Consider the following 14,059-nt stretch of genomic DNA (forward strand, 5'->3'; position numbering starts at 1 on the left):
GGCACGGTTCTTATCCGATAAAGGGGAGTGTCAGCAGGGTAGTCAGTACCAGCGCGACCTGCAGGCCCAGGCATAGCGCCTGACGGCGCAACAGGGCGAGCGCGGCCTGGCTGCGACTGGGCCAGTCGCGCGGGTCGCTGGCGTTAGCTTTCAAGTTGAGGTCGAACAGGGCGCGGTCGAGTTGTTGGGTGGCCGTCGTCAGGTCGGTGCTGTTGGCGAGGTGGGCGAATAGCTCGGCGTCCAGTGCCACACGGATCGCCCAGTACTTATGCAGCAGGCCCAGGCAAACCAGCAGGATGCACAGCGCACTGGCCAGTGCCGGCAACGCCAGCCCCAGCAGCGGCGCCAGGGCATAGGCCAAGGCCAGCAGGCTGATGCCGTCAGAGACGCGCTCCAATTGCTGGCCGCGGGCGAGCAGGGTGGCGACCAGATGCAGGTTCATGCTTGGGCTCCTAGCTGTTGCAACGCCAAGCGATGGCCGGGGGGCAACACCACGCCTGGACGGGCCTGGCGGATTAGTGCTTCAGCCTCGCTGATATCCGCGCAGCGGCCGCTGTGCAGTAACCAGGCGGCCACGGCGCTGGCGCTGCGTGAATAGCCCAAGGCGCAGCAGACCAGTACGGGGCCCTGGTCATGGAGCTGTTCGATGGTCTGGGCGGCGTGGCGCAGGAGGGCGGCGTCGGGGATGACCAAATCCAGGGTAGGCAAGCTTTTGTAGCTCGGCTGAGAGGTCGTTGTTGCCTGTGCCGGCCCCTTCGCGGGCAAGCCCGCTCCCACAGAGGTCGCGGTGGATGCGGCGGCCACTGTAGGAGCGGGCTTGCCCGCGAAGGGGCCGGCACAGGCAATTACAGCTCTGCAGGGTAGCTCTGCACACAGATCCACAATCGCTACAAACTCATTGGCCTCACCCCGTCCCGGAATGCGCCCCAGGTAAACCCCATCACACACCTCATCGGCCTGCGGATGGCGCCGTGTCCACAACCTGGAGTTGAGCCACGCCCCCAACAGATAGGGCGCCAGCAACCAACCCGCTGCTACCGACAGCCGCCCATCGGCGCCTTTCTGAAATCCGTCAGCACCCAGCAGCGCGTAGTTCAAGGCCACCAGCAACAGCGATACGGCCGGCCACAGCAACCACAGCCAAGCACCGCCCATCGTCAACCCTGGCCAAGCGCACAGCGCCGCGCCCAGGGCATAGCGCAAGGCCAGCCGCCAGCGTTTGCGATCACCTGCAAGGCGGGCCTGCAGCAGCGGTAATCTGCCCTCGCCGGGCCACAACCAGACGCATAGAAAACCAACCAAGGCCCCTGTGGGTAAGTCGATGAAGTGGTGCTGCCAGGTAGTCAGCACCGATACCCCGATCAGCCCCATCCAGCCATGCAGCACGATGCGCCCGATTGGATTGCGTACATGCCGGGCGAACATCGTCCAGATGATCACCAGCAGCGCGATGTGCAACGAGGGCGCTTGGTTGAAAGGTTTGTCGAAGCCCATCAACACATCGAACAGCCAGCCAAACAGGCCGCCCAACTCCGGCCGCTCGAAGGTGAAACGCAGCGGCCAGAGCAGGAAACTCGCGACGCAGATCAGCTGCGCGGTGAGCAGCGCCAGGGCATGCCGGTCCATTTCGCGGCGACTGCGCGGCAACAAAAACGACAGCCCGTAAAGCAGGTCGATCGACCAATAGGGAATGATCGTCCACGGCCACAATGGCATCTGCGTTTCCCAAGCGAACACCAGGCTGCCGACATCGTCTCGGGTTGCGGTGTAGGTGTTGGCCAGGCCATAGCTGAGGAAGAAAAACGGGCCGAGCAGCAACAGCCACAACACGCCACGGCGGATCAGCCCAGGCTCACGACTCATCCATTGACCCGCTGCGCCAGGCTGACACTGAAGATGCCCCACTCATCGATGCGCTGGGTGATCTTGCGAAAACCTGCCGCCGCCACCAATTGGTCCATCTCCGCCTGGCTGCGCCGGCGCATCACCCAGGCCTGGCCGCCTCGGTGGCTGGTCAGGGCGCGGGCGATCATCTCCAGTTGCGGGTGCCAGGGTTGCCCGGTGTAGACCAGATATCCGCCCGGCTCGACCGCATCGGCCAGGCCTGACAGGGAGTTGCCAACTAGCTGGTTGCTGGCGAACAGCTCATACAGCCCGGACACCACCGCCAACGTCGGGCGAGGGTCGAGCGCCGCCAGGCTCTGGCGGTCGAAGGCATCGCCCTGGACAAAACGAGCAATCTCGCCGAGGCCTTTTTCGGCGATCAATGCTGTGCCTTGCTCGACATTCAACTCGCTGTAGTCGCGCAGCAGGATCGAGTCTGGCAGTTGCTCCAGCTCCTGCAGGGCTTCGAGGATGTAGCGACCGTGGCCGGCGGCGATGTCGACGATGTTCACCGGCTTACCCTGTTCATGCAGGAAGCCAATGGCTTGGCGCAGCAGTTCTTCGACATGCAGCTTGCGTTGGCGAATGCCACGCCAGCCGATGGCATCGAGGTAGTTACGGTCGATCAGCTCGCCCAGCTTGCCCTTGCCGGTGGCTTGGTTGCGGTAGATGTAATCAAGCGTGCTGCCGGAGTCGAAGCCGGTGTCGAAGCCCAGCTTCACCCCTTCGGACAAACCCTTGCCCAGACGCAGGCCAGCGCGGGTAGCGCGCCAGTACAGATCGCGAGGCGAGTTGCGCGGCAATGGCGCCGCCAGGCTTTCGGCTTCGGCGCAGCTGGCGCCAGTCTTGTCGGCATCGAGCAACGAGGGCGCCGCCACTGGCGAGGCAAAGCAGTGCTCGACGAAGCGGCTGATCCGCGCCAGGGCATGGGCGCGATCCCGCTCGCCGAGGGTGTCATGGAAAAAGCCGGGCAGCACATGCAGCTCTTTACGCGCGCTGCCCAGGCGTTGGAAGAACAGCTCTTGAGGCTTGCGCTCAACCACCAGATCAGCGCCGGAGACCAGCAGCTGGGTCGGTAGTTGGATCGCCTGGGCGTCGGCCACCACGCGGTCGGCCGCCTCATAGAGACCCAGCAGCATGGTCACTGAGATCGGCCGGCTGATCAGTGGGTCGGCCACATACGAGGCGACTCGCTCCGGGTCGTGGGTGAGCAGTCGTGGCTTGACGTAGCTGTTGACGAAGAAGTTGCCGCGCAGCGCTTTCAGCAGTTTTAGGCCAGGCCGGGCGAAGGGCACGTAGAGCTTGACCTTGAACGCTGGCGAGGCGAGCACCAGGCAGCGGACCTTGGGTGCGTAGTCGTGGGCCCAGGTGGCGATCAGGACTGCCCCGACACTCTGCGCCAGCACCACCATGTCTTGCTCTTCGATGCCGTGGCTGGCGTGAATATGCTCGATGAAGGTCTGCACGTCGCGCACGCTGCAGGCAAAGCCCGGGCTGTCGCCACGCGCCCCGGGCGACTGGCCATGGCCACGGGCGTCCCAGGCGAAGAAGTCGTAGCCCGGCATGTCCAGCTCATCGACCAGGTGGGCCAGGCGCCCACCGTGTTCGTGGCCGCGATGGAACATCACCACGGCGCGTCGTGGCTGATGCTCGTTACGGGTGGCGGGCCAGTAACGGTAATGCAGCTCGACGCCGTCATGGGTAGTGAAGTGCAGCGATTGCGCTTGGCGCATGGCGAAAATCCTTGTCCGGCAGCAATGAGGGCAGCGAGGGGGCTCAGCGGGCTTCAGCCAACCCGCGACGTACCCGGTTGTAGAGGGTATAGAGCGACAGCAGCGCAATGACCAGCAGCAGGCCGTTGATCCAGGTCGGGCTGAGCAGGCCGAAGGCCACCCCAGCACCCAAAACGCCGAAGGCAAACGCCCGATCGCTCTTGCCCATCGGCCCGTCATAGCGCCGCGAAGCGCCGGCCAGCGGCCCCATCACCCCGGCGTATTCGCAGATCAGCGCGCTGATCACCACCAGCACCACCAGGGTTGGCGACACGCCAGCCAACAGCGCGAAGGGCAGGTACAGGGCGGCATCGGCGATCACGTCGCTGAGCTCGTTGAGGTAGGCGCCGAGCTTGGATTGCTGGCCGAACTCACGGGCGAGCATGCCGTCCACGGCGTTCAGTGCCATGCGCAGCAGCATCCATAGCGGAATCAGGACGAATAACCAGGTGACGTGGGCGAGCCAGGCCAACAGCACGCCCAGCAACACTGAGACCAGTGCAGCACTGACGGTGACCTGGTTGGCTGTGACGCCGCGCTCGTACAGGCGCTGGACCGAAGGGCGCAGCAAGGCCTGAAAGCGCGGTTTTAGTTGATAGATGGAGGGCACTTGAAATTCCTTTTCGGGGTGCTCATCGAAGACGCAGCAGTAGGGATTGTGAGAAATCGGCCTATTAACAGCAAGTTTGATTTTTCTTACAAGCCCTGAGGTATAGAGCTATGGGTAATGCCGAGCCCGCCGCTCGTCGTCTTGAGTATGCATGGTGTGTACTGCGCTTTGTTCTTGTTAATTTAGGTGTGTACCATACACACTAGCTGCCCAAGGAAGAATCAATGCGCAGTAGGGATGTGATCGAACTTATTGAGGCGCACGGGTGGTATCAGGTCGAGGTGAAGGGCAGTCATCATCAATTCAGACACCCCGTGAAGCGAGGCAGGGTTACGGTTCCCCATCCTAAAAGTGAGCTACCCAAAGGCACAGTGCACAGCATCTTGAAACAAGCAGGTTTGAAGTAGGGGCAGGTCCAAGGTCTGCAGGCTCGAAAATTTACGGAGAGGCGCAATGAAATTTCCGGTTGTGATGCACAAAGACGTTGAGTCGGACTACGGTGTGATCGTGCCCGATGTACCTGGCTGTTTTTCAGCGGGTGCGAGCGTTGCACAAGCGCTGGAGAATGTTCAGGAGGCCCTCGCACTGCATTTTGAAGGGCTGGTGGCCGATGGGGAGGCATTACCGCAAGCGCAGGAAATCGATGTACATGTCGCAAATCCAGATTATGCCGGCGGGGTGTGGGCGGTAGTGGATTTCGATGTCACACCGTATCTCGGTAGGGCTGTACGGTTTAACGCCACGTTGCCGGAAAACCTCTTGCAGCGTATTGATGAGAAAGTAAAACGTGATCATCGCTATGCTTCACGGTCTGGCTTTTTGGCTTCGGCCGCATTGCGCGAGCTGGCACTGGCCCATTGATTTGCAACGATTGCAACGCTGCTTACCGCTTCACCAGGCGTTCAACCAGCTTTGTGGCAAACCCCGGTAAGGCAGCGAAATCTCGCGCGCACAGCTGCAACCGGCGATTGGCCCAATCTTCGCCTAGCGCCACCCAGCGAAGTGGCAATACGGCCTCCCAGCGGCGCACCGAAGCCAGCGGTACCACGCTCACCCCTGCGCCCCCGGCGACCATGCGAATGACCCCGTCGAAGCCCTCGGCGCGGACGCGTACCTGCATGCGCAGGCCCTGACGCAGGGCCTGCTCCTCCAGGTGCAAGGCCAACGCGCTTTGGCTGCCAAGGGCCACATGGCCGTGGGCGAGGCTGTCGCTGAAGCTGGGGGCGTGCTGCTCGGCCAGGGGATGCCCGAGCGGCATGATCAACACCAGCGGGTCGTCGCGAAAAGGGCGGGTTTGCAGATGCGCGCAGGGCGCGGCGGTGGAGACGATACCCAGCTCGGCCATACCCTGAGTGATCGCCTGGACGATGCGCAGGCTAGGCAGCTCCTGGACATCGACACTGACAGCGGGGTAGTCCGCCAGGTAGGCGGCAAGCAGTTCGGGCAGGTACTCGGTGAGCGCTGCGGTATTGCACAGCAGGCGCACCTGGCCTTGCTGGCCTTGAGCGTATTGCGCCAGGTCGTACTGCAGTCGGTCGACCTGCTGGGCGATCAGCCGCGCATGCTGGAACAAGGCCTGGCCCGCTGGGGTCGGTTGCACGCCACGGCGGTTGCGCTCGAGCAGGGCGATACCGAGCGACGCCTCCATCGCTCTAATGCGCGCACTCGCCGCAGGCAGCGACAGGTGGCTGCGCTGCGCGCCAGCGGTGATATTGCCGAACTCCAAGGTGTGCTGGAACAGCTTGAGGTCAGTCAGATCGAAATGCATGTGCCTCTGTCCTGGCAAGAGCCTGGCTGAGTATATGGCAGATTCTCAGGTATTGGCCGAGGCGTCAGTATCAGCCCATGGATAAATTACTCACGTTCTACACCGACATAGGCCCGGCACTGTCGCTGTTGGTGCTGGTGACTTTTCTGCTGGCTGGTATGGTGAAGGGCGTGATCGGCCTTGGCTTGCCAACGGTCGCCATGGGCCTGCTGGGTCTGGCTATGCCACCGGCGCAGGCTGCGGCGCTGTTGATTGTGCCGTCGACCCTGACCAATCTCTGGCAGTTGGCCACCGGCGGGCACCTGCGGGCGCTATCACGGCGGCTGGCGGGCATGCTGCTGATGATCGTGCTGGGCACGCTGCTGGGCAGTGTCTGGTTGGGCATAAACAGTGGGCCGTGGGCGGCGCATGCCTTGGGTGGGGCGTTGCTGGTTTATGCGCTGTATGGCCTGGTTGGGCCGGGCTTTCGCATCGCAGCGCCACGGCAGCGCTGGCTGGGGCCACTGTGTGGGCTGCTGACCGGTGTGCTGACGGCCGCCACCGGTGTCTTCGTCATGCCCGCAGTGCCGTATCTGCAAGGCCTGGGCTTGTCGCGAGAAGAAATGATCCAGGCCCTGGGCCTGTCGTTCAGCGTCTCGACCCTCGCCCTGGCAGTTGGCCTGAGCGGTCAGGATGCCCTGGGTGGGCAGGCGTTGGGCGCTTCGCTGGTGATGCTGGCGCCCGCCTTGCTGGGTATGTTCGCTGGCCAGTGGCTGCGCCAGCGGATCAGCGCCCAGCTATTCAGGCGCTTTTTTTTCATTGGCCTGTCAGTGCTGGGGGGGCATCTGCTGGTTAACGGCTAGCCGACGACGGGCTGAGCATTTCGATCATTTGGATATCGAAGTCGCGTTCCAGGTAGTCCATGCGCTGGGCGAAGAACTGCTGCATGTGCGGCAGCGCCGAGTGCACATCCAGCGCAGCCTTGTCGGCCCATACCTCGAAGAACACGAACAAGCTCGGGTCTTGCTGGTCACGCAGCATGTGGTACTCGATGCAACCAGGCTCCTGGCGGCTCGGTTCGACATAGCCACGGAACAGTTGCTCGAAGGCTTCGGCCTTCTCTGGGCGGGTCTTGGCTTTGAGGATAAAGGCGTATTGCTCACTCATGGGTTGGGCCTCTGAAGGAAGTGGTACGCCGATTTTAAAGCAACAATCAGAGTGCCATTTGTGAATTGCAGGCAAATGTATTTTGCTCCGCCCCTGCTGTTTCCCCCGCTCGCGAGCCCCTAATCTGCCGTCATCCCATTCGGTCGCCAGATCGAGCCAGACACATTTAGAGGCCCACCATGAAAAAGATTCTCCTGCTCAATGGCGGTAAACGCTTTGCCCATTCCGATGGCCGTCTGAACGAAACCCTGCACGACCTGGCGCTGGCCTACCTGGACCGCGCCGGTTATGACGTCAAGCAGACCTTCATTGATGGCGGCTATGACATCCAGGAAGAAGTCGAGAAGTACCTGTGGGCCGATGTGGTGATCTATCAGATGCCAGGCTGGTGGATGGGCGCGCCGTTTACCGTCAAGCAGTACATCGATGAGGTGTTCACCGCAGGTCACGGCAGCCTGTACGCCAGTGATGGCCGCACCCGCTCCGATGCTTCGCAAAAGTACGGCAGTGGTGGTCTGATCCAGGGCAAGCAGTACATGCTCTCGGTCACTTGGAACGCCCCGCAGCAGGCTTTTGACGATCCGAGCGACTTCTTCGAAGGCAAGGGCGTGGATGCGGTGTACTTCCCGTTCCACAAGGCCAACCAGTTCCTCGGCATGACCGGCCTGCCGACCTTCCTGGCAGTGGATGTGATGAAACGTCCCGATGTGCCGGCGACCATGGCAGCCTACGAGGCGCATCTGGCCAAGGTGTTCGGCAAGGCCAACTGATGCGCTGATTGCTGAGGGGGCTGCACGGGCCTTCAGATCGCTTGCAGGGGGAGGCTCAACCGGCTATCTATCATCGCGTCATTCAAGTGCAGGCCGCCAAGTGAAAACCCGTTCAGAAGAACTCCAGGTATTCGTCACCGTCATCGATTGTGGTTCGATCTCCGCCGCCGCCGAGCAGATGGGCCAGACCCCGTCGGCGGTCAGCCGCACCCTGTCGCGCCTGGAAGGCAAACTTGGCACCACCTTGGTCAATCGCACCACCCGGCGCATGGACCTGACCGAAGAGGGCCGTTTCTTCCTTGAACGCTCGCGGACCATCCTCGAACAGATGGACGAGATGGAAGAGCGCCTGTCGATGAACCGGCAAACCCCCTCGGGCCGGCTACGCATCAATGCCGCAGCACCTTTCATGCTGCATGCCATCGTGCCGTGGATCGGCGAGTTCCGTCAGCAGTACCCCGGTATCGAGCTTGAGTTGAATACCGACGATTTGATCATCGACCTGCTGGAGCAAAGCACCGACGTGGCCATTCGCATTGGCGAGCTGGCCGACTCCAGCCTGCATGCACGCTCGCTCGGCTGCAGCCCGATGCAGATCCTGGCAAGCCCGGCGTACCTCGAGCGCCATGGCACGCCGCTCAAGGTCGAGGATCTGCACCAGCATTGCCTGCTTGGCTTCAGCCAGCCTGAGGTGCTCAATCAATGGCCGCTGCGCCATGCCGAAGGCGATCGCTGGACGATCCGCCCCAGCCTGATCGCCTCCAGTGGAGAGACCCTGCGCCAGCTGGCGCTATCCGGCGAGGGCATCGTCAGCCTGTCGCACTTCATGACCCATGAAGACATCCGCGCCGGGCGCCTGCAGGTGCTGCTGGGCGATGCCAACAACGGCTATCGCCAGCCAATCCACGCGGTGTACTACCGCAACACCCAGCTGGCGCTGCGCATTCAGTGCTTCCTCGACTTCATCCAGCACAAGCTGGCGGGGTACGCCTGCTCCCCGTGATGGAAAAAGCAGTGTTCTGAACGCGACAGTTTTGGCTGATTGGCGTCGTAATGCTCCTGGGTTGTTTGCTTAGTCGAAACGCTTCGGCCTTAATGACTGATCAACAAAAACAACACCAAGGAAGCGCACATGCGTCTTGTCATGTTCCAGTCCATGGCCCTCGGGGCCGCGATCCTGAGCTGTTCGTCGGCCTTCGCCGTCACCCTGGAAGGCGGCGCGGTGGCTGCCCCCGATCAATATGGCGCACAGGTGGCCGCCGATATCCTGAAAAAAGGCGGTAATGCCGTGGATGCCGCGGTAGCCACGGCCTTCACCTTGGCGGTGACCTACCCCGAGGCCGGCAACATCGGCGGCGGTGGCTTCATGACCCTGTTCGTCGATGGCAAACCGTACTTCCTCGACTACCGCGAAGTGGCGCCCAAGGCGGCCACACGCAACATGTACCTGGACGACAAGGGCGAGGTGATCGAAAACCTCAGCCTGGTCGGTGCTCGCGCAGCCGGCGTGCCCGGCACGGTGATGGGCCTGTGGGAAGCGCATCAGAAGTTCGGCAAGCTCAAGTGGAGCGAACTGCTCACCCCCGCCATCGGTTATGCCCAAAACGGCTTCAAGATCGCCCAGAAGCAGTACCAGTACCGCGACGATGCCCAGGGCATGTTCAAGACCGCGACCAACTTCAATGACTACTTCGGCAACATGAAGGTCGGCGAGCTGTTCAAGCAGCCAGAACTGGCGCAGACCCTCGAACGCATCGCCGACAAGGGCGTCAGCGAGTTCTATCAAGGCAAGACCGCCGACCTGCTGGTGGCGCAGATGCAGGCAGACAAGGGCCTGATCACCAAGGACGATTTGAAGGACTACAAGGCGCTGTGGCGTGATCCAATGGCCATCGACTGGCGTGGTAATGTGGTCTATACCGCACCGCCGCCAAGCTCTGGCGGCGTAGCCCTGGCCCAGCTGCTGGGGATCAAGGAAAACCGCGCCGCCGATTTCAAGGGCGTGGAGCAGAACTCGGCGCGCTACATCCACTTGCTGGCCGAGATCGAGAAGCGCGTCTTCGCCGACCGCGCCGACTACCTGGGCGATCCGGCTTTTACCAAGGTGCCAGTGGACAAGCTGATCGCCACGGACTACCTGGCCAAGCGCGCCGAACAGGTCAACCCCACTGCCATATCGGCGACCGACAAGGTGCGTCCAGGGCTGGAGCCGCACCAGACCACCCACTTCTCGATCGTCGATAAACAGGGCAACGCGGTGAGCAACACCTACACCCTCAACCTCGACTACGGCAGCGGTGTAGTGGTCAAGGGCGCAGGCTTCCTGCTCAATGACGAGATGGACGACTTCAGCGCCAAGCCGGGAGCGGCCAATGCCTTTGGCGTGGTCGGCGGCGATGCCAACGCGATCGCTCCGGGCAAACGCATGCTGTCGTCGATGAGCCCAAGCCTGGTGACGCGCGACGGCAAGGTCACCCTGGTGATCGGCACCCCGGGGGGATCGCGGATCTTTACCTCGATCTTCCAGGTGATGAACAACCTGTATGACTACAACATGCCGCTGGACAAGGCCGTGGCCGCGCAGCGCGTGCATCACCAGTTGCTGCCCAAGGACACCATCTACTTCGACAGCTACGCGCCGCTCACCGGTGCGGTGGCGCAAGAGCTGAAGAAGATGGGCTATGTGCTGGAGGATCAGGGCTGGGAAATGGGCGATATCCAGGCGATCCGGGTGACGGGCGAGAAGATCGAGACCGCTTCGGATCCGCGTGGGCGCGGCGAGGGTCGAGTGGTCAAATAGAGCCCTTTAGGCAGGGCTGACGCTATCGCGGGACAAGCCCACACCTACAGGGTTACTCGAACCCTGTAGGTGTGGGCTTGTCCCGCGATGCGTTCGACGTCAGACGCGGAACTGGCTGACCAGCATCTGCAAGTGACCGCCCAGACGCGCCAGCTCAACGCTGGAGGCCGCGGTTTCATCACTGGCCGAAGCGGTCTGTTCCGACACATCGCGCACGTTGAGAATGCTGCGGCTGATCTCTTCAGCCACGGCGCTCTGCTGCTCGGCAGCGGCGGCGATCTGTTGGTTCATCGACTGGATGTTCGACACCGTGCGGGTGATGTTCTCCAACGAACCACCGGCTTTGCGCGCCAACTCGACACTGCTTTCAGTCAGGTTGCGGCTGCCGAGCATGGCATTGGCCACCTGCTGGGTGCCGTTCTGCAGGCTGGCGACCAGCTCCTCGATCTCTTCGGTAGACTTCTGGGTGCGCTGCGCCAGGCCGCGCACTTCGTCGGCGACCACGGCAAAACCACGACCCGCCTCACCCGCGCGTGCTGCCTCGATGGCCGCGTTGAGGGCGAGCAGGTTGGTCTGTTCGGCGACCGACTTGATCACGTCCATGACGCTGCCGATCTTCTGGCTTTCCTGCTGCAGCAGGTTCATCGCTTCGGTGGAGCGGTGCACTTCTTCGGCCAGGCGTTCGATCTGGCTGATGGCTTCGCCCACCACCCGATCGCCCGCGCGCGCTTCGTCGTCGGCACCGGTGGCGGCGTGCGAGGCTTGCTCGGCGTTGCGTGCCACTTCCTGCACGGTCGCGGCCATTTCATGCATGGCGGTCGCTACCTGGTCGGTTTCGACTTTCTGGCTGTTGGCGCCGGCGCTGGTCTGCTCGGTCACCGCCGACAGCTCTTCAGCGGCGCTGGCAATCTGGGTAACGCCATCGCGAATACCACCGATCAGCTCGCGCAGCGTGGTGCCCATGCGGCCGATGCTCTGTTGCAGCACGCCCAGCTCGTCACGGCGGGTGACGCGCAGGTCGTGGGTCAGGTCGCCACCGGCGATGCGCTCCACGGCTGCCATGGTCTCGCGCAGAGGGCGAGTGATCTGCCGGGTAATGATGACTGCCGCCAAGACACCCACCAGCAGCGCCAGCAAGGTGGCGATGATCTGCATGCTGCGGGCTTGGGCGCTTTCGATGTCGCGGCGCTCGATCTGAATCTTGTACAGCGCGTCGCTGCGCTTGACGATGTCGGCACCCTGTACAGTCATTTCGGCACGCGCCACGGCGATCGCGGCGACAGCGTCGCGGTACTCGCGCACAGCGGTCCGGTAGGCCTGCACACTGTCTTCGAACTGTTGCACGCGGGTGCTTTCGTTAGGCAGCTGGCGCTTGAGGTTGTCGACTTCCACCAGGGCCGCATCGAGCTGACGCAGGGCAGCCTGTTCGCTGGCGGCATCGCTGTCGGCAATGTAGCCGCGCACGTCTACTCGCACCTGGGCCAGTTGCTGGCGGGTTTTGCTGATGACCTGGTACTGGGCAAAGCGCACGCTGTCGTTTTCACCTTGGGCGAGCACGTCACGGCTGATGCTTTCAAGGATTTCATCGGCTTTGCTTGCCGCCTTGTTCATGTTCTCGCGGTTGGCCAAGGTGGTCTTGTAGCCAGCCCGCATCTTGCTCAGCGAGGTCTTGTAGTCGCTGATGATCGCGCCCAGCTCATTGAGCAGCTTGACGTTCTCGGGGCTCTTGAAGGTAGTCGCCAGGCGCTGCTGCTGGGTGCTGAAGGCATCCAGCTTGGCCTGGGTGTTGGCCGCAGCGGTATCGTCGCCGTTGGCGATCATGTACTGCAGGCGCGCCACCCGCAGGTCGGTCAGGTCTTTATTGAGCTGACCGATGTCGCCCATCCAGTTACTGCGGTCGATCAGGCTGCCCAGGCTGTTCCAGCCCGTCAGGGCCAAGAGGCCGGTCAGCAGCAAGACCAGGCCAAAGCCCAGTCCGAGTTTGAGGTTGACGCTGATGTTGGCAAACCAGCTGTTCATGCACGCTCTCCAGAAAATGATTTCGCTCACTTGATCTGAATCGCTGGGCGTTATTCTTCCTGAGTGCCCGCTGATTCGTGCAGGAGTTATCGGCAAGATTGGCTGGAGCTGAAACGCTTTTTCTGCAGAATTGTAACCCTATGAAAACGTTTGCGTTTTCATAGGCAACTTCGCGGGTTTTCCCGCGAAGCGGTAGGCAGGGGTTAGAGGCTACGCGCGGTAAAGGTATCGCAGCGGTTCACGTCGCCATTGGCAAAACCGGTCTTGAACCAGCGCACACGCTGCGCCGAGGTGCCATGGGTGAAGGAGTCCGGCACCACCCGGCCTTGGCCCTGCTGTTGCAGGCGGTCATCGCCAATGGCATTGGCGGCGTTCAGCGCCTCTTCGATGTCACCAGGCTCGAGCCAGTTCAAGCGTTTCTGCGCCTGGTAGGCCCACACCCCCGCCAGGCAGTCAGCTTGCAGCTCCTGGCGGACCAGCAAGCCATTGTCACCCTCCATTTTCTGTCCGCGCTGGCGCGCGGCTTGTACCTGCGAAGAGACGCCCAGCAGGGTCTGCACGTGGTGGCCGATCTCATGGGCAATCACATAGGCCTGGGCAAAATCACCGGCTGCGGCAAAGCGGTTTTCCATCTCGCGGAAGAAGCTCATGTCCAGGTATACCCGCTGATCGCCCGGGCAGTAGAACGGCCCGACTGCCGACGAGGCGAAGCCGCAGGCAGAATTGACCTGGCCGCTGAACAGCACCAGCTTGGGATCACGGTACTGCTTGCCAGCCTGGGCAAACAGCGCCTTCCAGGTGTCTTCGGTGTCGCCCAGGATCGAGGCGACGAACTCGGCCTGCTCGTCATTGGCCGGCGGCGCCTTGCCATCCACACCAGCCGGGGCGGTCTGGGTTTGCTGTTGGTCCATCTGTCCGGCGATCTGGCCGAGGATCTGCAACGGGTCTTGTCCAGTCAGCCAGCCGATACCGACGATCAGCAAGATGGCGCCGAGGCCAAGCCCTTTACCGCCGCCAAAGCGCATACCGCCGCCACCGCCTTCGCCGCGGGCATCGACTACGTTGTCGCTACGCCGGCCTTTTCGCCATTCCATGAGTGTGCTCCAGCTTGAAACATGAGGTTAAAGATTAGTTCAGGGCAGGGCGCTCTGACAGCTAAAGCTGCAGTCATAACCAAATGGTTATGTTATGGGCCGTTGAATTCAATATTCATCCCCCGCGACCTGTCGGAAACTGCAAGTCCGCCTGCCACGCACAGGCGCTCGCACAAGTCCAATAAGAGGAAAACGG

General features: G+C 62.2%; 14 protein-coding genes and 1 pseudogene. 6 read left to right on the top strand and 9 right to left on the bottom strand.

The window, feature by feature from the left end:
• Positions 1-10: 10 nt before the first annotated feature.
• The 4 genes from ACI2JX_RS14200 to ACI2JX_RS14215 are packed head-to-tail and all read right to left on the bottom strand — an operon-like array spanning position 11 to position 4,266.
• Positions 11-442, bottom strand: a complete 432-nt coding sequence (locus ACI2JX_RS14200; RefSeq protein WP_404690321.1) for a hypothetical protein — start codon at positions 440-442, stop codon at positions 11-13.
• Positions 439-1,863, bottom strand: a complete 1,425-nt coding sequence (locus tag ACI2JX_RS14205) for a dual specificity protein phosphatase family protein (RefSeq protein ID WP_404690322.1) — start codon at positions 1,861-1,863, stop codon at positions 439-441. The genes ACI2JX_RS14200 and ACI2JX_RS14205 overlap by 4 nt, the downstream gene beginning before the upstream one ends.
• Positions 1,860-3,617: a bifunctional alpha/beta hydrolase/class I SAM-dependent methyltransferase gene (locus tag ACI2JX_RS14210; RefSeq protein ID WP_404690323.1), complete on the bottom strand. Its 1,758-nt coding sequence runs from the start codon at positions 3,615-3,617 to the stop codon at positions 1,860-1,862. The genes ACI2JX_RS14205 and ACI2JX_RS14210 overlap by 4 nt, the downstream gene beginning before the upstream one ends.
• Positions 3,618-3,660: 43 nt before the next feature.
• Entirely contained in the window at positions 3,661-4,266 is a 606-nt protein-coding gene (locus ACI2JX_RS14215) for a CDP-alcohol phosphatidyltransferase family protein (RefSeq protein ID WP_368972142.1), read from the bottom strand.
• Between the two features lie 224 nt (positions 4,267-4,490).
• On the opposite strand from ACI2JX_RS14215, the gene ACI2JX_RS14220 reads away from it, so the two are divergent.
• Together ACI2JX_RS14220 and ACI2JX_RS14225 are read left to right on the top strand one after the other, a co-directional pair.
• Positions 4,491-4,673 (top strand): type II toxin-antitoxin system HicA family toxin, encoded by a 183-nt coding sequence (locus tag ACI2JX_RS14220; protein ID WP_186554278.1) that lies wholly within the window; start codon positions 4,491-4,493, stop codon positions 4,671-4,673.
• Between the two features lie 46 nt (positions 4,674-4,719).
• Positions 4,720-5,127 carry a type II toxin-antitoxin system HicB family antitoxin gene (locus ACI2JX_RS14225; protein WP_186554277.1) on the top strand — a complete coding sequence of 136 codons (408 nt, stop codon included), beginning with the start codon at positions 4,720-4,722 and terminating at the stop codon, positions 5,125-5,127.
• A 22-nt stretch (positions 5,128-5,149) separates the two neighbouring features.
• Here ACI2JX_RS14225 and ACI2JX_RS14230 read toward each other — a convergent pair whose 3' ends face one another.
• Complete coding sequence (locus ACI2JX_RS14230) at positions 5,150-6,034, bottom strand: LysR family transcriptional regulator (RefSeq protein ID WP_404690324.1); 885 nt, start codon at positions 6,032-6,034, stop codon at positions 5,150-5,152.
• A gap of 77 nt (positions 6,035-6,111) precedes the next feature.
• Here ACI2JX_RS14230 and ACI2JX_RS14235 point away from each other — a divergent pair, with 77 nt between their 5' ends.
• The gene (locus tag ACI2JX_RS14235) at positions 6,112-6,876 is read left to right on the top strand and encodes a sulfite exporter TauE/SafE family protein (RefSeq protein ID WP_404690325.1); all 765 of its coding nucleotides are present in this window, start codon (positions 6,112-6,114) and stop codon (positions 6,874-6,876) included.
• Here ACI2JX_RS14235 and ACI2JX_RS14240 read toward each other — a convergent pair.
• Positions 6,866-7,180, bottom strand: coding sequence for a putative quinol monooxygenase (locus tag ACI2JX_RS14240; RefSeq protein ID WP_186554274.1), 315 nt, complete (start codon positions 7,178-7,180; stop codon positions 6,866-6,868). The genes ACI2JX_RS14235 and ACI2JX_RS14240 overlap by 11 nt on opposite strands.
• A gap of 179 nt (positions 7,181-7,359) precedes the next feature.
• Between ACI2JX_RS14240 and ACI2JX_RS14245 the strand changes: the two genes are divergently transcribed.
• The 3 genes from ACI2JX_RS14245 (at position 7,360) to ggt (ending at position 10,750) form a co-directional block, all read left to right on the top strand.
• On the top strand, positions 7,360-7,950 hold the full coding sequence (locus tag ACI2JX_RS14245) for an NAD(P)H-dependent oxidoreductase (protein WP_404690326.1): 591 nt from the start codon (positions 7,360-7,362) through the stop codon (positions 7,948-7,950).
• 100 nt (positions 7,951-8,050) lie between these two features.
• Complete coding sequence (locus tag ACI2JX_RS14250; protein ID WP_404690327.1) at positions 8,051-8,953, top strand: LysR family transcriptional regulator; 903 nt, start codon at positions 8,051-8,053, stop codon at positions 8,951-8,953.
• A 129-nt stretch (positions 8,954-9,082) separates the two neighbouring features.
• Positions 9,083-10,750, top strand: a complete 1,668-nt coding sequence (gene ggt / locus ACI2JX_RS14255; RefSeq protein WP_404690328.1) for a gamma-glutamyltransferase — start codon at positions 9,083-9,085, stop codon at positions 10,748-10,750.
• A gap of 99 nt (positions 10,751-10,849) precedes the next feature.
• On the opposite strand, the gene ACI2JX_RS14260 is transcribed toward ggt, so the two are convergent.
• From ACI2JX_RS14260 to ACI2JX_RS14270, 3 genes and pseudogenes are all read right to left on the bottom strand, one after another.
• Positions 10,850-11,713 carry a methyl-accepting chemotaxis protein gene (locus ACI2JX_RS14260; RefSeq protein WP_372353301.1) on the bottom strand — a complete coding sequence of 288 codons (864 nt, stop codon included), beginning with the start codon at positions 11,711-11,713 and terminating at the stop codon, positions 10,850-10,852.
• Positions 11,705-12,769: pseudogene (locus ACI2JX_RS14265) on the bottom strand (methyl-accepting chemotaxis protein); the annotation flags it as partial. The pseudogene ACI2JX_RS14265 and the gene ACI2JX_RS14260, both read right to left, overlap by 9 nt.
• A gap of 203 nt (positions 12,770-12,972) precedes the next feature.
• Entirely contained in the window at positions 12,973-13,863 is an 891-nt protein-coding gene (locus ACI2JX_RS14270; RefSeq protein WP_404690329.1) for a neutral zinc metallopeptidase, read from the bottom strand.
• Between the last annotated feature and the right edge of the window lie 196 nt (positions 13,864-14,059).

The sequence above is a fragment of the Pseudomonas sp. NPDC088890 genome (assembly GCF_044900155.1).
Classification (GTDB): Bacteria; Pseudomonadota; Gammaproteobacteria; order Pseudomonadales; family Pseudomonadaceae; genus Aquipseudomonas; species Aquipseudomonas urmiensis.